Source organism: Mucilaginibacter polytrichastri (assembly GCF_001911425.1).
Classification (GTDB): domain Bacteria; phylum Bacteroidota; class Bacteroidia; order Sphingobacteriales; family Sphingobacteriaceae; genus Mucilaginibacter; species Mucilaginibacter polytrichastri.
On record NZ_MPPL01000001.1, the window covers coordinates 3835597 to 3857269 of the forward strand.

At 43.6% G+C, this 21673-nt stretch carries 13 protein-coding genes; 5 read left to right on the forward strand and 8 right to left on the reverse strand.

The features are described from left to right. Nucleotides 1-1130: 1130 nt before the first annotated feature. Both RG47T_RS16265 and RG47T_RS16270 read left to right on the forward strand, forming a co-directional pair. Nucleotides 1131-1727 carry a hypothetical protein gene (locus RG47T_RS16265; protein WP_074490447.1) on the forward strand — a complete coding sequence of 199 codons (597 nt, stop codon included), beginning with the start codon at nucleotides 1131-1133 and terminating at the stop codon, nucleotides 1725-1727. Nucleotides 1728-1850: 123 nt separating this feature from the next. Continuing rightward, nucleotides 1851-3737 (forward strand): DNA topoisomerase IV subunit B, encoded by a 1887-nt coding sequence (locus RG47T_RS16270; RefSeq protein ID WP_074490448.1) that lies wholly within the window; start codon nucleotides 1851-1853, stop codon nucleotides 3735-3737. A gap of 301 nt (nucleotides 3738-4038) precedes the next feature. Here the strand turns inward: RG47T_RS16270 and RG47T_RS16275 are convergent, their stop codons facing one another. From RG47T_RS16275 to RG47T_RS16290, 4 genes are all read right to left on the reverse strand, one after another. Continuing rightward, nucleotides 4039-6198 (reverse strand): outer membrane protein assembly factor BamB family protein, encoded by a 2160-nt coding sequence (locus tag RG47T_RS16275; RefSeq protein ID WP_074490449.1) that lies wholly within the window; start codon nucleotides 6196-6198, stop codon nucleotides 4039-4041. Nucleotides 6199-6219: 21 nt separating this feature from the next. Next, on the reverse strand, nucleotides 6220-6927 hold the full coding sequence (locus RG47T_RS16280) for a ThuA domain-containing protein (protein ID WP_074490450.1): 708 nt from the start codon (nucleotides 6925-6927) through the stop codon (nucleotides 6220-6222). A 49-nt stretch (nucleotides 6928-6976) separates the two neighbouring features. Continuing rightward, complete coding sequence (locus tag RG47T_RS16285) at nucleotides 6977-7894, reverse strand: sugar phosphate isomerase/epimerase family protein (protein WP_074490451.1); 918 nt, start codon at nucleotides 7892-7894, stop codon at nucleotides 6977-6979. A 117-nt stretch (nucleotides 7895-8011) separates the two neighbouring features. After that, the gene (locus RG47T_RS16290) at nucleotides 8012-10693 is read right to left on the reverse strand and encodes an alpha-L-rhamnosidase (RefSeq protein WP_074490452.1); all 2682 of its coding nucleotides are present in this window, start codon (nucleotides 10691-10693) and stop codon (nucleotides 8012-8014) included. 116 nt (nucleotides 10694-10809) lie between these two features. On the opposite strand from RG47T_RS16290, the gene RG47T_RS16295 reads away from it, so the two are divergent. Next, nucleotides 10810-11610, forward strand: a complete 801-nt coding sequence (locus RG47T_RS16295) for a M90 family metallopeptidase (protein ID WP_074490453.1) — start codon at nucleotides 10810-10812, stop codon at nucleotides 11608-11610. A 2-nt stretch (nucleotides 11611-11612) separates the two neighbouring features. On the opposite strand, the gene RG47T_RS16300 is transcribed toward RG47T_RS16295, so the two are convergent. The 3 genes from RG47T_RS16300 to RG47T_RS16310 all read right to left on the reverse strand — a co-directional run bounded on the left by RG47T_RS16300 (nucleotide 11613) and on the right by RG47T_RS16310 (nucleotide 15513). Then, nucleotides 11613-11912: a hypothetical protein gene (locus RG47T_RS16300; RefSeq protein ID WP_074493527.1), complete on the reverse strand. Its 300-nt coding sequence runs from the start codon at nucleotides 11910-11912 to the stop codon at nucleotides 11613-11615. A gap of 301 nt (nucleotides 11913-12213) precedes the next feature. Next, the gene (gene ppk1 / locus RG47T_RS16305; RefSeq protein ID WP_074490454.1) at nucleotides 12214-14259 is read right to left on the reverse strand and encodes a polyphosphate kinase 1; all 2046 of its coding nucleotides are present in this window, start codon (nucleotides 14257-14259) and stop codon (nucleotides 12214-12216) included. 3 nt (nucleotides 14260-14262) lie between these two features. Further along, nucleotides 14263-15513 carry a Pycsar system effector family protein gene (locus RG47T_RS16310; RefSeq protein ID WP_074490455.1) on the reverse strand — a complete coding sequence of 417 codons (1251 nt, stop codon included), beginning with the start codon at nucleotides 15511-15513 and terminating at the stop codon, nucleotides 14263-14265. Between the two features lie 139 nt (nucleotides 15514-15652). On the opposite strand from RG47T_RS16310, the gene RG47T_RS16315 reads away from it, so the two are divergent. Both RG47T_RS16315 and RG47T_RS16320 read left to right on the forward strand, forming a co-directional pair. Then, entirely contained in the window at nucleotides 15653-16261 is a 609-nt protein-coding gene (locus tag RG47T_RS16315) for a phosphatase PAP2 family protein (protein WP_074490456.1), read from the forward strand. Between the two features lie 152 nt (nucleotides 16262-16413). Continuing rightward, complete coding sequence (locus RG47T_RS16320; protein WP_074490457.1) at nucleotides 16414-18792, forward strand: GAF domain-containing protein; 2379 nt, start codon at nucleotides 16414-16416, stop codon at nucleotides 18790-18792. A 65-nt stretch (nucleotides 18793-18857) separates the two neighbouring features. Here RG47T_RS16320 and RG47T_RS16325 read toward each other — a convergent pair whose 3' ends face one another. Continuing rightward, complete coding sequence (locus tag RG47T_RS16325; protein WP_074490458.1) at nucleotides 18858-21449, reverse strand: BamA/TamA family outer membrane protein; 2592 nt, start codon at nucleotides 21447-21449, stop codon at nucleotides 18858-18860. Between the last annotated feature and the right edge of the window lie 224 nt (nucleotides 21450-21673).

Genomic DNA, 21673 nt, shown 5'->3' on the forward strand with positions numbered 1-21673 from the left:
TTCTATAGCCTGCGTAAAATCGGCTATGGCTCCCTGGTAATCTTTTTGGTTGGCTTTGGTATTCCCGCTTTTTATTAATTGCTCGGCTGTTTGCGTTTGGGCGAAGCTCCCAAAAGGTAACAATAAAAGTAGCACAGCAAGTATCTTCATAACACCGGAGTAGTTGTCAATAATTAAATAAGGTTTTCGGGCTATGTTATAAGCAGGAGGGGTCATTAATATATTGGTCTGGCTTTTTAAATTAACATCAGTAAAAATAACGCTTATAAAGTTTATGGTATTAAAATACACATAAAACCTGCAAAAATGTAATAATACCTACTTTAAGGTATTAGCGAGGCTAATTTAATCCTTTAAGTGGTTGTATACGCATAGATTATACCGGGGCAAATTGCAGTTATGCCCCAACTGCAAAGTAACTCTCCTAATACCTGACTAATTAAATTAGATAGTATTGCGCAACAATAATTATACTATGCAGTAAGAATTGCTTGCATTTATTAGGCCATTATTAGCTGAAAAAAGTTATGGCTGGCTGATAATTAGTTTTTGACTATTTGTATCATTCCTTTTAATTAAATCGTATTGGTATAACGAACGGGGCTTGGAGCAATCAATACGCCATATAATTGATACTGCTTACGCACATGCCGGAATCTGCCATGTAATATTGAACTATTTTTGCCGGCCTAAGTTTAAGCACCAGTTAAAATATCCGTTCTTTTTTTTATTTAAAAAATTAAGTGCAATAAACTTAAGCACATAAATTTATATATGAGGAGCTATTGTTAAATATCATCAAATTCTTTAATGGGGAAATAAGGGGAAAATAATACCCAATTATGGCAATCGAAATAACTTTTGATGGTGTCATTTTTTAAATGCTGGTATTAACCTTTTTCGCCTTGGTCTCGTTAAAAAGGTTGCATATCATAATGTGTAACCATAATGATGCAAAATCGTCTTTTTAAAATGCGATATGTGTGCTTTAAAAAACAAGTGGCTAAACCAGGTGGGGTTTGGCTTTATACTTGTTATGTATGAGTTGTTTTAGCGTTACGATACCGAATGTAATTTATATATGTTATTCGTTCGGATTTAAGATCTACCTATTACCATTGTTATAATTAATGAAAGCTACCCTAAGGCTATTTAAGCAATTGTTTGTGTTAGTGTGTCTGTTTGGTTACGGCCGGCAGGCCTGTGCGCAAACCAAATACGCGCAGGTTGACAGGCAAATGAAAGAATTTTGCCGTTTAGCCACCGAAGCAAACATTGCATTTACACTTCCCGAAGGTTTTAAAGAAATTGCCCCCGTAAACAATGAGGATGTAGCTTATGATTATGGGATTACCCTACCAGGCCAGGAGTTTGAGGTTTGGTTTGAGATAAAGCCTTATAAACAGGTCACTAAATATTATGCCAATGCCGATTCGGCTTATATTAATATTGCTAAAGAACAGGTATCTGTTTTTAGCGCAGATAATGCCTACTTTACCCGTAATCTGGATGAGCGCATACTTACCCAATACAATGCCGATGCCGGCAAATCATACCTGGTTAACCTGAGCGATTCGCCGGTTACGCGCCATTATAAATATGCCTTGGTTATTACCCTGCAAAAAGACCACACAGGCACCATAATGGCCATTTGTTTAACCAACGACAAAGGCCCCGAGTTTTTCAAATACATAGATAAAGCCCGCAACTGCATTAAATTTAAGTAATAGCGTTACATGTTTGATGTAATAGCTTTCGCGTTGTACCTTTGACGCAAGGTTACAAGCGTGGTATGTATTATCGAAATTTAGTATATTCGACCTAGAACGTCCCAACCCAAAAAAAGCATCATGGAAGAAGTAAATTATAGTGAGGATAGTATACGATCGCTCGATTGGAAAGAGCATATCCGCCTGCGCCCCGGTATGTACATCGGTAAGCTGGGTGATGGATCTGCCTATGATGATGGTGTTTATGTGCTGCTGAAAGAGATTGTAGATAACTCGATAGATGAGTTTGTGATGGGGGCGGGTAAAACCATCGATATCAACATGAGCGACCATAAAGTTTCTGTTCGTGATTATGGCCGTGGTATTCCCTTGGGAAAGGTTATTGATTGCGTATCCAAGATCAATACCGGGGGTAAATACGATAGCAAGGCTTTCCAGAAATCGGTAGGCTTAAACGGGGTGGGTACCAAGGCGGTTAATGCGCTTTCGTCAACCTTTGTAGTACAATCATACCGCGATAGCCGTACCAAGATAGCCGAATTTGCCAAAGGCGAACTGGTGCGCGAAGAAGCCGAAAAAGAAACTACGCAACGTAATGGTACCGCTATAAACTTTATACCAGACGAAAGCATCTTTCGCCATTACCGTTTTATCCCCGAGTTTGTGGATAACATGATCTGGAACTATGTTTTCCTGAATGCCGGGCTCACTGTAAATTTTAACGGACAAAAATACTTTTCAGAAAAAGGTCTTCACGATCTTTTACTGCGTAATACCGATGCCGAAACACTGCGTTACCCCATCATTCACCTTAAGGGTAATGATATAGAAGTAGCCATGACGCACGGCCAGCAATATGGCGAAGAATACTACTCATTTGTAAACGGACAAAATACTACCCAGGGTGGTACCCACCAGGCAGCTTTCCGCGAAGCGGTGGTGAAAACCATCCGCGAGTTTTATAAAAAAGAGTTTGATGCTGCCGATGTGCGCGGCTCTATCGTGGCGGCTATTGCCATAAAGGTACAAGAGCCGGTATTCGAGTCGCAAACTAAAACCAAGCTTGGTTCGCAAAATATTGCACCAGACGGGCCTACCGTTCGTGGTTTTATTAATGATTTTGTTAAAACCGAACTGGATAACTACCTGCACAAAAACCCGGCGGCTGCCGATGCACTTTTAAAACGCATATTGCAGTCAGAACGCGAGCGTAAGGATATTGCTGGCATTAAAAAATTGGCTAACGAGCGCGCTAAAAAGGCATCGTTACACAACCGTAAATTACGCGATTGCAAGCTGCATTTTAGCGATAACCACGAGCGCCGCCGTGATACCACCTTGTTTATTACCGAGGGTGATTCGGCAAGCGGATCGATCACAAAATCGCGCGATGTGCAAACCCAGGCTGTTTTTAGCTTAAAGGGTAAACCCTTAAACTGCTACGGACTAACCAAAAAGGTGGTTTACGAAAACGAAGAATTTAATCTGCTGCAACATGCCCTTAATATTGAGGACGGCCTGGATGGCTTAAGCTACAATAATATTGTAGTAGCTACCGATGCCGATGTGGATGGGATGCACATCCGTCTGTTACTGATGACCTTCTTTTTACAGTTTTTCCCAGATCTGGTAAAGGCCGGGCACGTATCTATCCTGCAGACGCCGTTATTTAGGGTGCGTAATAAAAAAGAAACCATTTACTGTTACAGCGACGAAGAACGCCGTAACGCCATAGCCAAATTAGGCAACAAGCCGGAGATTACCCGATTTAAAGGACTGGGAGAAATTTCGCCCGATGAGTTTGGGCTATTCATTGGTAAGGATATGCGCCTGGACCCGGTAATACTTAGAGATGCCAACATTAAAGGCATGCTCGAGTACTTTATGGGCAAAAACACCCCAACCCGCCAGCAGCACATTGTACAAAACCTGCGTGTTGAAAAGGATGATGAAAGTGTAAACCCGTTGATACTAGCTGAAGAGGAAGAGGTGAAGGAGGTTGCTTAGTATAAAAATCTTATTGCCTTTTGAGATGAACTAGGGGTGTGTTTCTGCTACATATATAGAGTAGAAACACACCCCTCCTATTAATCTATATCTAAATTTTGCTGTTGCACTTCACTAAGCATCATCATCTATTAATAACTCATCTATTTCTGCGACCAACACTCTTTATTTAACTTTTACAATTTGTCATTGCGAGCGATAGCGTGGCAATCTCGTCGTTAGTAGTTTCGATCTGTATAGCTACGAGATTGCTTCGTACCTCGCAATGACAAAGAAAACTCAATACGTAATCGCAACCTATTTATTTCCCTGCCAAAGCAAACGCCACATAGGCATCGCCCGATTTTGTTTTTAACTTACCGCCTCCGCAGGCAATTACTACATACTGCCTGCCATCTACCTCGTAAATACTTGGTGTGGCAAAGCCGGATGCGGGTAGGTCGGCTTGCCAGAGGAGTTTGCCCGTGGTTTTGTTGAAAGCCCTTATCTTACTGTCTTTTGTGGCAGCTATAAATACCAGCCCGCCGGCGGTTACTGCCGGGCCGCCATAGTTTTCGGTGCCGGCGTTTTTAATTTTAGGGTCGTCGCCCAGTGGGATGCGCCACTCACGTTTACCGGTGTTCAGGTTAATGGCATTCAGCGTTCCCCAGGGTGGTGCTATGGCCGGCGAACCGTCTTTACTTAAAAATTTCTTATAACCCGTCATCTGGTAAGGCAGGTTCAGGAAGGTATCTATTGGCGCTTTGGCTTCGGTAAACTTCCTGGTTTGGTTGGTTGTATTATTGGTGATGAATGATACAACGGCCTGCCTGTCCTGCAAACTTAATTGCTTAAAGGAGGGCATCATGCGCCTGCCGCTGGCAATGAGGTTTAGGATCTCTTCATCGCGATATTTTTTGTTGATGTTGATGAGCGAGGGATAATTACCCGAGCCTTTACGGTCCTGCCCGTGGCAGCCCATGCAGTTTTGGGCAAACAAACGCTGACCGGCCTGGCCGAAATCTTCTGCGCCTGTTGGTTGTTTGGTTGCATCTATCATGGTTAATACCCAGGCCATTTCGTTGGCATTAATGTAGAGCCAGCCTGTGGTTGGGTCGGCAGCAGGTCCACCCCATTCGGCACCGCCATCAAAGCCGGGAAATATTACCGAAGGCTGCTTGCCCGGCGGGATAAACATACTGCCATAACGGTAGCCTTTCAACTGGTTCAGCACATCGGCCCTTTCATCGGCAGAAAGGTTGGGGTTAATGTCTTTTTCAGATAGTGATTGCCTGGCAAATGGTTCCGGTAAACGGGGGATTGGTTGTGTGGGCCAAAGTTTCTCGCCCACCAGTTCGGTGTGGATATCCATTTGCTTTTCATCAACCGGGAATAATGGTTTGCCCGTTGCCCTGTCTAGCACAAATATAAAACCGTGTTTGGTTGGCTGGGCTACGGCATCAATATTTTTGCCATCCTTTCTAATGGTAACTAACGACGGTGCCGTTGGCAGATCCTTATCCCAAACATCATGATGGATCACCTGGTAATGCCAAACCAGTTTCCCGGTAGCGGCATCTAAAGCCAGCAGGCTATTGGCATAAAGCCCTGCCCCTTTTCGCTTGCCGCCATAAAAATCAAACGCGGCAGATCCGGTAGGTGCAAACAGTAATCCGCGTGCTTCGTCCAAACTAAAACCACTCCAGGAGTTGGCCGCGCCAATATGTTTCCAGGCGTTGGGATCATCCCATGTTTCGTACCCCTTTTCGCCGGGGTGCGGGATGGTGTGGAAAATCCATTTGAATTTACCTGTCCGCAAATCATAAGCGCGGATATGGCCCGGTGCCGCGTCTGAGGTTTCGTTAACCCGGCTACCAACAATGTATAAGTCTTTATAAATAATGCCCGGCGTGGTGGCAGTAATGTAGGCATCCTTCACCACCCTATCGAGGTTATCATGCATATTAACCTTACCATCACTGCCAAAATCTTTAATGGGTTGTCCGTTTACGGCATTAACAGCGTAAATGAATGAACCCGCGCAAAAGATGATCCGCTTGTCGTCGCCATCTTCCCAATAGGTAACGCCGCGGCTATTATTCAAGGCAAAACGGTTAGGGCTGGTGCTGGTAATATTCTGCTGATCGGGGTCGAACGCCCATTTCTGCTCGCCTGTTGCGGCGTTTAGTGCAACCAGTTTTAAATGCGGCGTTGTGGCATACAGCACCCCATCCACAATAATTGGATTACACTGAATTTGCGAGTGCGCATTAGTATCGGCATCATGGGTATGGTGCGTCCACGCCACCGTCAAATCCTTTACGTTATTGGTATCTATCTGCGTAAGCGATGAATACCGGGTGCTTTGCTTATTGCCGCCGTAAACACGCCAGCCATCAGTATCTTTGGTTTTTGGCTGATTGCACGACGATAAAATGACCCCGGCGAGCACGCCGATGAATAACTTATGGGTATTGATCATGGGTTTAATTTACAGCTGGTATTATTTAATGCGTGCTGCGTATTTAATACCGCCTAAAAGGTGCTTCAGATAAAGCGGATCAACGTATGACTCATCAGTATGCCCAAGTTCGGTATAAAACGAACGGCCGCCGTCATAATCATGATACCAGCTCATAGGGTGGTTATCGCCGTTTTCGCCGCCGGTATAGCTTTTCTCATCAATGGTAATGAGGATGTGCAAGCCTTTGGCAATGTATTTAAAGTTGTATAATTCGTCGAACCGGCTCCATGTTTCGGGCAGGTGTTTGGTGGCAATAAAATTGCGGTCTACCACGTGGAAGGTAGCCTGTTGTTGCTTGGGGTGGCTTTTAAAATAAGCACCTACCAGATCGCCATACCAGGGCCAGTCATACTCGGTATCTGTGGCGGCATGTACCCCCACAAATCCCTTACCCGATTCGATATATTTTTTAAAAGCTTCCTGCTGCTCATCATTCAATACATCGCCAGTGGTGCTTAAAAAAATCACAGCATCGTACTTCTTCAAATTGCTCTCGGTAAAAAGGGCAGCATTGGTTGTGGTATCCACGCTGAAACCGTTCTCCTGCCCCAGTTTAATAATGGCCGGGATGCCCGCCGCTATCGAGTTGTGGTGATAACCGGCTGTTTTGCTGAAAATTAATACAGACTTAGCAAAGGCTGGTATGGCCATTAGCCATACAGCAGCCATTAAAAATAGCTTACGCATAAATGTTCTTCTATTGGTTTATAATTGCAGAACAATATAGCAAGTTTTACTATAAACCCATAGCCCTTAAAGCCTTATAACTTTGCGTTAAACTGGCATAAGCATCTTTAGGCATATCATGCTCTACAAAATAGTGCTTAACACCGCCTACAGCCGCGTTTGCAAATACAGTTTTAAAATCGACAATACCGCTGCCAACCGGTCCTAAAACCGAATTGGCCGTAATATCTTTAACGTGCAGCAGCGGGAAACGACCCGCATGTTTGGCAAACATGGCCGGGATATCAACCTTAGCTTTGGTAGCCCAGGCCAGGTCGAGCTCCATTTTCAGCAGCTCGGGGTTAATTTCGTCCAGCAGCATATTATAAGGTAATTTGCCATCAACAGCCTTAAATTCCATATCGTGGTTATGGTAGCAAAGCTGCAAGCCGGCTTTTTTACAAGCCTCACCTGTTTTGGTAAGCACATCGATAGAGCTTTTAATCTCGGCGGTTGTTGCGGTTGGTGTATTGGCGCATACCAGGAAAGGGACACCACCTTCGGCAGCCTGATCTACCAGTTCCTGCATGTTATATTTCAGATTTTTAACGGCCGAAAGCTTGATCGGCTTACCATCGGCACCTAAAGGCATTTTAGCTCCCGGGGGTAGTTTAAACGGCGCACCCAAAACATGGTGCGATTTCCAGCTTAGGCCCAGGCTTTTGCACAAGGCTGCAAATTGCTTAGGTGTCATCCCGTAATAACCGGGCTGTTTACTAAATGCCGACTCTATTTCTTTATAACCTATGGCGGCTAACTTTTTCAGCGAACCCTTAACATCGGCATCAATGGTATTAAATAAGGTATAAAGCTGTACCCCTAACGGGTGATTGGCTGCGTTGAATAAAGCGGCCTCTGCCTGTGGCAAAAAAAGTGCACTCAAGCCGATAACACCCGAGCTTTTCAGGAAGTTTCTTCTGTTTAACATGGTATTAATTGGTTTATAAAAGCTAATATATCTTAAAAATAACAATGCGTCAATAAAACACAATGTTTTTATTGACGCATCCGGAAATTATTTAACCATTAATACCCTGCTGTTTGGCTACATAATTTCGAAGGTGTAACTCCCCGCCGGGATGTTGTACAAACCGGCATTAATTGCCAAGGGTTTATTAGCTGAGTACACTTTTTTACCCAACGGAAATTTAACAGTAGCCGTAGAATTAGCCGGGACTGTTACTTGATAGCTTATCTTTTTACCCTTCTTTTCCCAGGAAGACACAACCTCGCCATAAGGCCCTGTATGTTTAGCCTCGAACCTATTTAGCCCCTCCACAAAATTAGGCTCCAGCAGCACGTGCTTAAAACCGGGATCGGCAGGATCTACCTTAATACCTGCAATGCCTTTGTACAGCCAGGCATTAATTTCGCCAAACATAATGTGGTTAAGGGAAATGTCGGATTTTGCATCGATGTTCCAGTTTTCGTAAAGCGTGGTGGCGTTGTTCACTATCCACCAACCCCATGAGGGGTAAGTTTCCTGCGATGCAATTTTGTAGGCAATGTCGGCATAGCCGTTATCGCTCAAAGCATTTAAAATGGCTTTAGCACCCAAAATACCAACATCCAAATGGAAGTTATCGGCAGCAACCCGCTTAGCCAGGTTAGCGGCAACTTTGGCTTTTAACTCCTCTGGCACCAGGCCCCAGTACAGCGGCATGCTTAATTCTGTTTGCAAGCCTTTGCCATATATACCGGTAGTACGGTTAAGGTATTTATTATTGATGGCATTTTTAATCTTGTTGGCCAGGGCGGTATACTTTATATAATCTGCCTGCTTACCTAATAACTTTGCCGACTTTGCCAAAATGCTGGCATCTGTAAAATAATAGGTCGAAGTAATTAACTCCACCGGAGAAACCGATTTTACCGGCACCCAGTCGCCAAGCCCCCAGGTGGTTAAGCCGGTTGGGGTAATATTATCCAGGTGATCTACATATAGCTTAATATTGTCATAGCAATCGGCCAGTAGCTTTTTATCGCCATAAAACATGTAAATATTCCAGGGAATAATGGCAATGGTGCTGGTCCAGTCGGGGCCGTTCGCCCAGGAGTAGCCCCAGCCGCTGGTAGGGATAATGGCGGGCAGTACGCCGTTAGGCTGCTGCTCGTCGCGATGGTCGGCCAGCCATTTCTCGTAAATGGTGATGCCATCAAAACCGTACAAGCCGGTTTCCACGGCAATATGGGCATCGCCTGTCCAGCCATTCTTTTCACGCTGCGGGCAATCTGTGGGGTAGCCAAACAGGTTGCTGAGGTAAGAGTTATTGGTAGCTTGCCATATTTTATCAATAACAGGGTTTGATGAGCTGATGGTACCAATTGGGGCCACATCGCTGTGCATAAACACCCCGGTCAAACTTTCTTTGGTTAGCTGTACGGGCTTGCTGCTGGTAAGCTCTACATACTGAAAGCCCTTGTAGTTAAAGCGTGGCATAAAGGTTTCCTCGCCATTGCCGTTCAGGGTATAAATATCGGTTTGGAAAGGGTCGGTATCATCTGTAGGGCGGTAATGCAGATCGATGTTAGACTGATCTACATGGCCGTTTTTATACAAACGCTCGCCATGTTTCAGGCGGATCACCGTACCCGAATCGCCGTGCAAAGTAATCCTGCTTACGCCCGAAATGTTGCGCCCCAGGTCAAACACATAGGTTTTATTATCAAACTTATTGACAGACTGAGCTTGGATCTGCTCTATATCCCTAATCGGCTGCATGGCCTGCGCCACAATATTGCGCGATGGTGCCTGGCGCAGGTAAACGTTTTTCCATTTGGCGGTATCGGTATAGTTAATGGTGTTCCATCCTGGCATTTCGCGGCGGGCATCGTAATGCTCTGCGGTGTAAATACTGTTGAAAACCAGCGGCCCGAGCGACGATTTCCAGGTAGGGTCAGTGGTGATGGTTTCAGTGGTACCGTCTTCGTAGATAATACGCAAATCCAGGCAAAAGGCAGGCCTGTTGCGCCAGCCCACCTGGTGAAAGTTCCACACCGCGGTAGACTGGTGATTGTACCAGCCATTACCCAATAAAACCCCAATTGCATTTTGCCCTTGCTGCAACTGAGCAGTAACATCATAGGTAACATATAGGTTGCGCCTGTCGAACCGGGTGTACATCGGGTCGAGCCGGTGGTTGCCGATCTTTTTTCCGTTGATATATAATTCGTATAAACCGGCGGCGGCCATATAAGCCCTTGCCGATTTTATTTTTTTCCCGGCCCGGAATATCTGCCGAAAATAAGGCGCTTCTTTTACTTCCTTACTTTTGGTATCGCTGATCCAGTCGCCTTTCCAATTTTGGGTTTCCATCATGCCCATCTCAAAACTGGCTATGGCAGATGTTGCCCTTACCCCGTCCTTATCCCATACATAAACCCTCCAAAAGTACCTTGTAAACGGCTTTAAGGCATTACTTAAATAAGTAACTAAATTAACCGCAGAATTAACCTTTCCGGTATGCCAAATTGTACCGTCTCCCTTGCTTAACACGGCAGAATCTGCAGAAATATCAATCTGGTAAGCGGTTTGTTTAGCGCCCAATCTGGCATCCTGCATGTACCAGGTAAAGCGGGGATGCGGGGCATCCAAACCGATGGGGTTGGTTAAATATTCGCACTTAAGGCCAACCGGTTTACAGACAGCCCCGGCATAAACATTGGTAGTAAATAAAGCAAACGGGATAATAATGCAATATAGAATCTTAGTCAGGCAGACGCGCATATTTATGTTGTTTGTACAATTATAAGTAATCAATTGCTACCAACTATTACCGATACTAAAAAAAACCAGGCACACTATTTCCTGTTAATACAGCTAAAATACTTACCTTTTGCCCCATGAATATCGCCCTTGCTGCCCTGCTGCTTGTTGTAATCGTTTATTTTTTGATCCGCAAAAAAACGACGGCCAACACTACCGAAGTTATTGATGATGAACCGGATACACATGAACCCTTACTGGAACAGCACGTAGCCTACTATGCCAGGCTGGACGAAGCGGGCAAGGCAAAGTTTGAAACCAAGGTTAACAATTTTCTGCAATATGTGCACATTGAAGGTGTTGGCACCGAGATAACCGAACTGGATAAGATACTGGTTGCATCCAGCGCAGTGATCCCAATTTTTGGGTTTGGGGAAGACTGGAAATACAAGAACCTCACCAACGTAATCCTTTACCCGGATACCTTCGACAACGACTTTCAGTTTGAGGGCGGCGAGAACCGTAACATTCTGGGCATGGTGGGTTCGGGCTACATGAACGGGCAAATGCTGCTTTCGCGGGCCGCCTTAATCAAGGGATTTTCGGATTCGGCAGGCAAGGAGAATACGGCCATCCATGAGTTTGTACACCTGCTTGATAAGGCAGACGGCGCCACAGACGGCATCCCCGAAATGCTGATGCAACACCAATATACCGTGCCCTGGCTAAAACAAATACACCAGGAAATGCACAAAATAGAGAGCGGAAAATCTGACATTAACCCTTACGCTTTAACCAACGAGGCCGAGTTTTTAGCCGTGGCATCTGAGTACTTTTTTGAAAAGCCGGAACAATTGCAGCACAAGCACCCCGAGCTTTATGACCTGCTGAGCCTGATATTTACGCAAAACCCGGCAAAGGATAGTAGCCCTATTTAAGGTTATCGCCTAGCCGGCTCCACAAAATGGATAGATTTGTGTTTGCTGTAAACACTGTATGGGGTCATCAATATGCCCCTAATATCTTTGTTGATACCCCGAACGGCATATATAATGTAGTTATCGCATAGCCGGCGCTTGCCTTCAAAACGGTAAGTTTCTGTTATTTCAAAATCATCTGGTTTAATCATTTCGCTTTGCTGTACATAAAACAAGTACTCATCTTTCCAAACAAAATCCTGATCGTAACCCCGCTCCTGTAAAGCAATTATTGCCTCTGCTTTAGTAGTATAGTTTTCCATACCCATCAATTTTAATAGCCGGTAAATATTAAACTTACGCTTCTAAACGTCTCATCTTATTACATGTACGCCAAAGCACATACCATTTATCTATAAATCTGACTGTCAAATAGATAGAACAAAATCAAATTTACTAAAACATGATATATCGTTTAATCACAACACTTTAGTGATATAAAGACATACACAAGTTAAAATATTGTAAATCAAAAGATTGTATCGATTACGATAATGAATAAAATGATCTTACCGTGCAGGTAAGATCATTTTATGACCAGCGCACCGGGATGTGCGCTGCCTTTTATTTTTTGCCGGACAGCAATTTATAAATCGCCTCCTGCGACCTCATGAACGGCGCTTTTTCCAGGATTGGAATATTTTGCATTTGCTCATTAAGCTGCACTGCCTGCACATTGTCCTGCATCTGCAGGTCGATGATTTGGATCATGGCTTGCTTAACGGCTTCGTCATAAACTGGGAAACATACCTCTATGCGGTGGTAAACATTACGGTTCATCCAATCGGCAGAGCCCATAAACACTTCTTTGTTGCCGTTATTGTTAAAGATAAAGATGCGCCCATGCTCTAAAAAGCGGTCTACTATCCGCTTGATGCTGATGTTTTCGCTCATACCCTTAACGCCGGGGATCAAACAGCAAATACTGCGGATAATCAGCGAAATTTTAACCCCAGCCTGCGATGCCTCATACAGTTTACTAATCAGCACCTGCTCTTCAAGGTTGTTCATTTTGAGGGTAAGCGCTGCCGGGAGGCCTTTTTTGGCGTATCCAATTTCGCGGTCTATCAGTTCAATAAACTTAGTTTGCAGGTTAAACTGCGCCACCAGTAAATGCTTAAAATTAATAGTGCTTGACTTGGAAGGCTTTTCGCGTTTAGCCAAAAACATAAACAAAAGTTCTATTTCACTCAGCAAATCGCGGTTACCGGTAAACAGGATATGATCGGTATAAAACTTAGCGGTGCTCTCATTAAAATTACCGGTAGCCAGCAAACCAGCGTATACCATGCGGCCCTCCTGTTCCATTTTAACCAGGCCTACCTTAGCATGTACCTTTAATGCTGTAACGCTGTAGGTGATTTGCACACCGGCATTCTTCATCACCCTGGCCCATTTAAGGTTATTGGCTTCATCAAACCGGGCTTTAAGTTCTACCATTACGTGCACTTTTTTACCGTTCTTGGCGGCACTGATGAGTGCATGTACAATGCGCGAATTACTGGCAACCCGGTACAGCGTGATATAGATCTCTTTAACATCGGGATTAACGGCAGCCTCATTAAAAAAGCGCAGAATGGTATCGTAGTTCTCATACGGGGTATGCACTACAAAATCTCTTTTGGCAATCTGTGCTATCAGTGTTTCGTCCGTTTTTATTTCATCAGAACTGATGGCATGCCAGGATTCGAAAGCCATATCCGGACCTTTAACCGGCAGCGAAAAAAAGTCTTTAAGGTTGTGGTAGCGGCCGCCTTCTATATTGGTAGCATTGAGCAGGCTGAGTTGCTGCTTTAACAAATGTAAAATACGCAACGGAATACCGGGCTGGTGCAAAAAGCGTGTGGCCAGGCCAAAATCTCTTTTGTTGAGTTGCTTTTCGATCTGGTCTGATAAACTGCCCGAATAATCATCTGTCAAATCCAGTTCTGCATCGCGGGTTACTTTAAAGGCAAAGCAGCCTTCAACGGTGTAGCCCTCAAAAACCTTATCCAGGTTGTACCTGATCACATCATCCAGAAAAACAATAAAGTGTGTACCATCAGTTTTTACGGAAAAAAAGCGGGGCAACTCATCAGACGGGATATTCAGGATCATTACCTGCTCCAGGCCCTGCTTGTCCTTTAGCTGCACAATCAGGTACAGCTTGTTATTCTCGGGGAAAAAGTCTGTTTTTCCATTCAGCAAAACCGGCTGCAAAAAAGCCATTACTTCTGCCAAAAAATATTCGGTTATTGGTTTTTTAATAACATCTGGGCAATCCTCATTATACAGCAGGTGGATGTTTTGCGCCTTAAAGGCAGGCAACAATTGCTGGGTTAGTATTTCGCCAAAACGGGCTTGCTGTGTATTAATTAGGCTAATGGCCTGGTACAAAACACCCGCCTGCTCATCGGCATCAATGTTGTTATTATCCTTTTCGCCAATCTTTTTTAACGCCCTTATTACGGGCATGCGTACCCGGTAAAACTCGTCGAGGTTGGATGAGAAGATGCTCAGAAACTTAAGCCTTTCAAATAGCGGTACCTGCGTATTGGCGGCCTCTTCCATAACGCGCTCATTAAAGCCCAACCAGCTCAGGTCGCGGTCAAAAAAACGGTATTGTTTCATCAATTAAGCCGGTTTGTTACCAAAAAATGCCGAAGCCACAATAAACGCTACTACAGAAATAATAAGGCCAAACATAAATATGTTATAGCCAATGCGCAGCAGCCGGTATTTTTTACCCAGCACTACCCCCTGCGTATAAACATCTTTAATTAAACTGCCGTACAAAAAGTCTTTATCCTCCATCACCTTCTTCATCCCATACTGGTAATCTTCTAACGGCATTTTGTAAAAGTTACCAAAAAACAGCAGGTTCACGGTTTTATCGTCCACATCTTGCTTTGTAAATATTCCTGGTGGGATGGATGGCCGGGTAGACAGGATAGAGAACGTCATGGCCAGTAAACTTACTGTAAGCAAAATAAATGTTGGTACAATAAGGTAGCCGTACTCACTTAAACGGCGCAGTAATAAACTGATGATAGCCGATAAAATAATGGAGTTTACGGTGATCATAATATGCGCCTTGTTATCGGCCATATCACTCAAACGCTGGTGATTGCTGGAGCTGATCCTGAACATGGTTTCAATACCCTTTTCAGGCCGCTCCTTTTTATCTTTTTTCTTGATGGATGCAATCTCCGGCACAGGGAAAGCGGGATTTATTTCTCCCGATTTTTCATCCGCTTTCTTTTGGGGCTTATCTTCAAACTTGGTCACGGCGTTAGCTACTTTTTCTTTTAAATCTTCAATGTTTTTTGCTTTCTGTGTATTGAGCAGCAACCGGCAATAATCTGTATGGTACTGGTGATCTTCTAAAAACTTAATGCTTTTTTGCCGCCAGGCGAGTTTATTGAGATCGGCATGATTCAGTTCGTTATACTCTTCATGCATCAGTTCATCTTTCTTCTTAAAATCATCTGTACCCAGGTGAAACAGATCGGCATCGCACAAAATATTTTCTAACTGGTTGGCTGGTTTTTGCGGCATGCGGGTAGCCAGTATACAAGCCTCAATAACTTTTATATCTTCGGCATCAACTTTATGTTCTGCTAAAAATGCTTTGGCAATGGTTACGCTATGCTCTTCATGATTAATAAGGCTTAGCATATAGCCCAGGTCATGAAACCAGGCAGCAGCCGCAACCAGAAAAAAATCACGATCATTTAATTGATAGTGATTGGCTATTTGCGTGGTAGCCTTCGCTACATCTTCGGTATGTTTTTTATTATGATATACCAGCTTGGAGGTATCATGCGTTTTAAAGTATTTTAACGCATAATCATAAACCTGGTCTAACAAATGCTGATAATTCATATATCCTTATGTTTGAAATCTGTCACCATTTTTAATCATTTGGTGCAAATCACTTTATAATTGTAATTTGGTTTTAACCCTGCCCGTAAATGTATGCGGACTGGGTTAAATATAATATTAAATTTTTTAGCCGCCACTGATGAAATTAGTCCCCGGGAGCCTTTTAATACGTTTATTCTTCATAACCAATATTCTGCTACTTTGTTGTTTTAAACTATCGGCACAATCGGGTATTCAGCAATTTGACAACAGTATTATGGTTGATCTGGCTAAAAGCCGTACACCCCAACAAACCGAAGCCATGCTTTTTATAACCCACTCCATTCATTATGTAGATGTGGGCGTACCGGCCGGCTTACTGGTGGGCGGCATTATCAGCAATAACAAAGAGATGCGCCAAAACTCTTTTTATGTTGCCAGCAGTACCGCCATAAGCTATGGCGTAACCTTACTTGTTAAACACTTTGTTAAACGCCCCAGGCCTTTTATTAAAAACATAACCTTTATCCCGGTTTACCGGGCGGGCAGTACGTCATTCCCGTCGGGGCATGCCTCAACAGCGTTTTCTACAGCTACGGCCCTGTCAATTGCATACCCCAAATGGTATGTAATTGCACCATCGTTTTTATGGGCTGGCTCTATCGGCTATTCGCGTATGTACCTGGGCGAACACTTCCCTACAGATGTGGCCGCCGGTGCCGCGCTGGGCGCAGGCACTGCCGCCGCTTTTTCTTTCATGAAGAGATAAATAATATATTGTAAGCAAGTACATTATTATTAAAAATGACACAATCGTCATATAACTGCTACCTGAAATTCACCTGCTTGTAAAAACCTGTTAACCAACCTGCATAAGCACTTTTTTTTAGATAAATTTGTGTTGATTTAATACATCGCACTATGATGCTTCCGCAATTTCCTGACAGCCCCTTCCAAATTAAGCTTTCGTTTCATAAAATAATTGAAATGCTGGAAGAGACTGCAGCAACAGATGGTAGTTTCCATGCCCGTAAGGCCGATGCCTTATTGCAAAAGATAGCGCCGCATCCCGAATTAAGGGATGGAATTGCTGATGTTGACCAACTGGAAGCTAATAAAGAGCTGATACATCAGTTACTTGATGAGTTATTCCCGCCGGCGCTATCCCTTAACGAGATCAAAGCTGTAAGCATTCCATTTTTAGGGCTTACCTTTAATTATACCAAAAGGTTTCAAAATATATTAAAAGCTGCCGGCACCAACTTCGAGATTAACATCCGCGATTTTGATTACCAGCAATTTTATATCATGAGTTGCTGCATTATTCTTAACGCGCATTATGGCACTAACCTCGATTTTAGCAAACCGCTGTTTTATGACATACCCACTGCCGAAGGTGTTTCAAGACATTACCGCATTTTATACAATGCAGATTTTTTGGAGATAACCGCTACAGATAAGTCAGTAGATCTGTCTGAGGAAGACATTATGCAGCTCATGAATAATTATGATGACCTGGCTTTGTGGAAAGAAAAATTTCCGCCGGGCAGCTGGAGCCTTAAAGGTTTTGCCATCATGACCCTGTACGATGCCACCACCGAAAACGCACTATCTATTTTAAAAGGCACGTTGCTAGGCAACTCATCCGATCCGGATGTGCACCAAAACCTCGAGTCTATTTTCCGGTCAATCTTTAACATTGCGGATATGCACATTGGCTTTACCGCTTATGAGAAAGAGGAAAAGAAATTTACCCATACCGGCTTAATTAACAAGTTTCAGAGTTATATACTACCCGAGCAATTTGAGGAAGACTGCCAGAAAATACTGCGTGCCGACTCGTACCAGATGCTGATAGACGAGCACCGCTTTTTGGCTATTGCAGATGTAGATGAGATGCTATCGCAAATACCCGAGAGTAACCTGTTACGCCACTTTCAGAAGCAAAATATAAAGAGCTTTATATTGGCGCCGGTAGTTAAAAACGGCAATCTATTAGGATTGTTAGAGCTGGTATCGTGCCGTACCAAAGACTTTAACAGTGTTACGGCAAAAAAGCTGGACATTGTGATGCCCTTTATTGTGGATACGCTTGACCGTAAGGTTAACGAACTGCAAAACCAAATTCAGGCTGTTATACAAAACAACTATACGACCCTGCACCCCAGTGTGCACTGGAAATTTAAGCGGGAAGCCAAAAACTATATCCTCAGCCAAAACGAGGGTATAGATTATACCTTGAAAGAAATAAAGTTTAAGGATGTATATCCTTTATATGGCCAGATCGATATCAAAGATTCGTCTGTTACCCGCAACGCCAGCGTTAAAAATGACCTGATTAACCAGTTAACTCAATTGGTGACCATACTGGAAGATTTAAACCAAAACAAGCTTGTAGCTGTTGCAGAACAACAAATTTTTGATCTGAAAGAGTTTATCGAAGATCTTACCATCAGCATTAAGGCTGATACAGAGCAGCAGATCCAAAATTATTTACGAACACATATTTACCCGATTTTAGAAAATACAACTAATTTTAGCCCGGCTGTTAAAGCAAGCATCGAGACTTATTTTTATGGTACCGACCCGCTAACCGGTCAGTTTAACAGTAATCGCCGCGATTATGAAAAAACACTGTCTGTAATTAATGAAAAAATGGTGGCCATAATGGATAAACGCCAGTTGGAAATACAACGTTATTTTCCGCATTATTTCGAGCGTTTTAAAACCGATGGGGTGGAACACAATTTATATATCGGCAATTCCATTACTCCCAACAAAGGTTTTGACGAAAACCACCTGCAACATTTGCGCTTATGGCAGTTACAGGTGCTAAGCGAAATGGCTATAGAAGAACATTACCTTAAAGCCAGGCTGCCTTACCATTTAGGTGTAACCGGGCTGCTGCTGGTATTTAGCACACCAATTGCCATCAGGTTCAGGATGGATGAAAAGCATTTTGATGTGGATGGTGCCTACAACATCCGTTACGAGGTAATTAAAAAACGGATTGATAAGGCCCATGTAAAAGATTCTATCGAGCGGATTACCCAGCAAGGAAAAATAACAATCGTATACACCAAACACGAGGAGGCCGAAGAGTACAAAAAATACATTGCCCTGCTGCAGGCCAAACGTATATTAGCAGAAGGTATCGAGCAGTTTGACATTGAAGACCTGCAAGGCGTATCGGGCTTAAAGGCATTAAGGGTAAGCGTTTTATATGAGCATATAACCTGCGCCGAAAACGTATACTCGTACGATGATCTGTATGAGCAATTAAATGAGGTACAGATTTAAGGCTCCTAAAAGAGCTGCAGAAATTATTCTGCGGCGCTTTTGTTTATCCGTATAATAAAAGCTGTTTAAAATCTAAATCCTGCAGAGATGTATGGATATGTACCTTCCTTAGAAGCCCCAACTACCGCTTGGATCATTACCAACCGGGCCGGGCTAAACCATATACCACCGCCGTAACCATCGTGCCATACATCAGATGATTCGCCCGGTGACCATACCCTGCCCACATCATTAAAACCCACAATACCAATGGTACCCGGCAATACATATGATTTAATATAGAATAGTTTTAAGCGCAGTTCGAGGTTATTGTAGGCCATGCTTTTACCTGTAAAACGCCATAGGTAAAAGCCGCGCAGGCTTTGGCTGCCACCCAGTTTTAACTGTTGAAAGTACTCGGCATTACCTAAAGTGGTACCGCCGCCAATGCGGTTGGCTATTACAAATGTCGAATCTTTATCCGGGTTGATGTAGAAACTAAACTCCGACACAATTTGCCCGTAGTTATGGTTACCATTATTGATGCCCTGCATATCGGATAGTGTGGTAGTCCAGTAAATTCCCTTATGCGGGTCTGATGCTTTGTCGCGCGTATCTACAGCAACGGTACTCACCACCCCGGCATAAACATGCGACCCATAAACCTGCTGCCCGGGGTTTTCCTGGTTATAGGTATTTAAAAACCTATCGTTGTTTTTATCTTCAGATCCATTGTAGAATTGGCCCATCACGCCTCCGCTCACCGTCCATTTACCATAGGTGTGCCGCAGCCTTACATCTGCGCCTATATAATCATAAATGCCACGATAGTAACGGATCTTTTTATTGCCCTCATTTATAAACTGGCTCTCATTCCCTACCCCAAAAAAGTTACTGGTATAATTAGGCCCTTTAGATAACACATTAACCACCAGATCTGACTTACCGGTTACCTGCTTAAACTCGCCGTTATAGTTTAACATCAGCGAGTTGGTCGCAAAGCCATAATTAACAATCAGGCTCTGTCTGAAAGCGTACGGATATTTACGGAAACCTTGTTTCTCGTAAATAAAATCGCCGATAAACTGTACGCCGTAATCCTTATTATAACTTCCCAAAATAAGTGGCTGCAAAAAGTTATACTTAAAACCCTTGCTTTGATACTGGTTAACCGTAGTATCGGTAGAGGTGCGGATGCGTGCCTGCGACGATTTAGGCAGGTTATTCTTTTCGTCAGACCGATCGTAAATATACAGCCTGCCTTTTTCATGCACATTGCTGTCAATCGCAAAGGTATCTTCGTCATCCCCGCCAATCATTCTCACTGTAATGGGCGATGCATGTTCGCCATGTACAGCAAACATATCTTTACCATCAAAGCCATAAAGCCTTACTTCATGAGTTACCTTAGGGTCGAAAGTGCGCTGGTAGGTAATCTTGCCCTCTTTTTCATCCTTATACTTATGGATGGCTACGTTTAACATCCCATCGGGCTGGTTTACAATTTCAAACTTCTCACGCTTGTCTGATGCCGGTATTTCTACTATGGTGGCTATAAATTTATAGTATTTAATAGCCTGTTTATCCAGTATATTTCTGCGGGCAATTAAGTTATGGATCAGTTTGGCACCGCTTAGTTTAAAAATGGTGTCTGGCATTTGTTTAATGGCATTGGTAATTACCTGATCGGTAAGCTTACTTTGCACATAGGCAATCTGCTCTTTCCAGTCCTTTTCATCCAGGCCATTTAAAAAGTAACGGTCAACATTCCGGGCGTTCAGGTTCCAGCGGTTAATAGATCTGATATGGTCGCGATAATCCTGAAACTTGGCCATCATTAAATGCCGCGAAACTAACCAGGGGAAAAGCCCGCCGGCGCTGTTATATACCTGGTCCCTGTCGCGGGGTACTGGTTTATAGTTGATGTTTCCTTTATCATCTTCATTACGTTCCCAGCGCCATTGGTCTTCGTGGCGGTCCCAGTCGCCCAATAGCATATCGAGTAAACGCGCTCTTAATACCAGTTTCTGGTCAACATGATTGTCGTTATCGTTCTTAAGTTTCTTTTGGGCCTTGGGTGTATTGTCGGTTTTTTCATCTCCCGGTTCGCGCTCTTCAAACAAGAAAACCTGGTTAGCAAAATCCTTCCTAAACTCGCCAAGGGCAGGGTCATCTGGCATAAAAACAATTTGCGGGTTGGCATGCGGTACATCAAGCGCTTTGGCCAGCGGCGGTACAGTTAAAGCCGCGTAAGGATGCTCGGCCGAAATTTGATCTTGTATAATTGCCGCGGCAACGGTTGGCCTTAATGTTGGCGGCAACACCGCATCGGGATATTTTTGGATGGTACGGATAACCCACTCCTGCCCGGTAGAATCTTTGAGGCGCAGTGATTTGGTTTGCATGCCCCCGCCCTTCTGCAAGATCTTAAGGCCGCCTTTTTCCTGGCTCAAGCGAAAGATTTTCATCTTGACAGGCGCAGCCCACAATCCCCGATAATTTTCGCCGAAGAAGAACCGTTGCGAATTACCAACGCTATCGTACCCCGGTTCAATGGCTACCTTAATGCTATCGCCAGCCAGGGGGGCCTGCGCAAGGCTGTTATAAAAAGCACTTATTATAAAAAATACAGTTAAGCAAATTTTCAGAATATGTTGGGGTATTTTATTGAACGGCATATATTACGGTAAAAGGGGTTATGGGCTTATTTATTTTTCGATGTTTTGCTTTTGAATTAACTACCAATATGCGCGGGCCATTTACAGTTAAGTGTTTTCGCTATATGGTTATCATCACAAAACTAATCCACTAAAATTAAATTTAAATAAAAATCGTAGTAATTCTAAAAATGGGCTATTCTACATCTCTGTATTACCAAATTAAATTCCGACTTTTTAATATT

Coding starts and splice junctions, on each gene's coding strand:
- RG47T_RS16265 (WP_074490447.1), top strand. CDS start 1,131: ATGAAAGCTACCCTAAGGCTATTTAAGCAATTGTTTGTGTTAGTGTGT.
- RG47T_RS16270 (WP_074490448.1), top strand. CDS start 1,851: ATGGAAGAAGTAAATTATAGTGAGGATAGTATACGATCGCTCGATTGG.
- RG47T_RS16275 (WP_074490449.1), bottom strand. CDS start 6,198: ATGATCAATACCCATAAGTTATTCATCGGCGTGCTCGCCGGGGTCATT.
- RG47T_RS16280 (WP_074490450.1), bottom strand. CDS start 6,927: ATGCGTAAGCTATTTTTAATGGCTGCTGTATGGCTAATGGCCATACCA.
- RG47T_RS16285 (WP_074490451.1), bottom strand. CDS start 7,894: ATGTTAAACAGAAGAAACTTCCTGAAAAGCTCGGGTGTTATCGGCTTG.
- RG47T_RS16290 (WP_074490452.1), bottom strand. CDS start 10,693: ATGCGCGTCTGCCTGACTAAGATTCTATATTGCATTATTATCCCGTTT.
- RG47T_RS16295 (WP_074490453.1), top strand. CDS start 10,810: ATGAATATCGCCCTTGCTGCCCTGCTGCTTGTTGTAATCGTTTATTTT.
- RG47T_RS16300 (WP_074493527.1), bottom strand. CDS start 11,912: ATGGAAAACTATACTACTAAAGCAGAGGCAATAATTGCTTTACAGGAG.
- ppk1 (WP_074490454.1), bottom strand. CDS start 14,259: ATGAAACAATACCGTTTTTTTGACCGCGACCTGAGCTGGTTGGGCTTT.
- RG47T_RS16310 (WP_074490455.1), bottom strand. CDS start 15,513: ATGAATTATCAGCATTTGTTAGACCAGGTTTATGATTATGCGTTAAAA.
- RG47T_RS16315 (WP_074490456.1), top strand. CDS start 15,653: ATGAAATTAGTCCCCGGGAGCCTTTTAATACGTTTATTCTTCATAACC.
- RG47T_RS16320 (WP_074490457.1), top strand. CDS start 16,414: ATGATGCTTCCGCAATTTCCTGACAGCCCCTTCCAAATTAAGCTTTCG.
- RG47T_RS16325 (WP_074490458.1), bottom strand. CDS start 21,449: ATGCCGTTCAATAAAATACCCCAACATATTCTGAAAATTTGCTTAACT.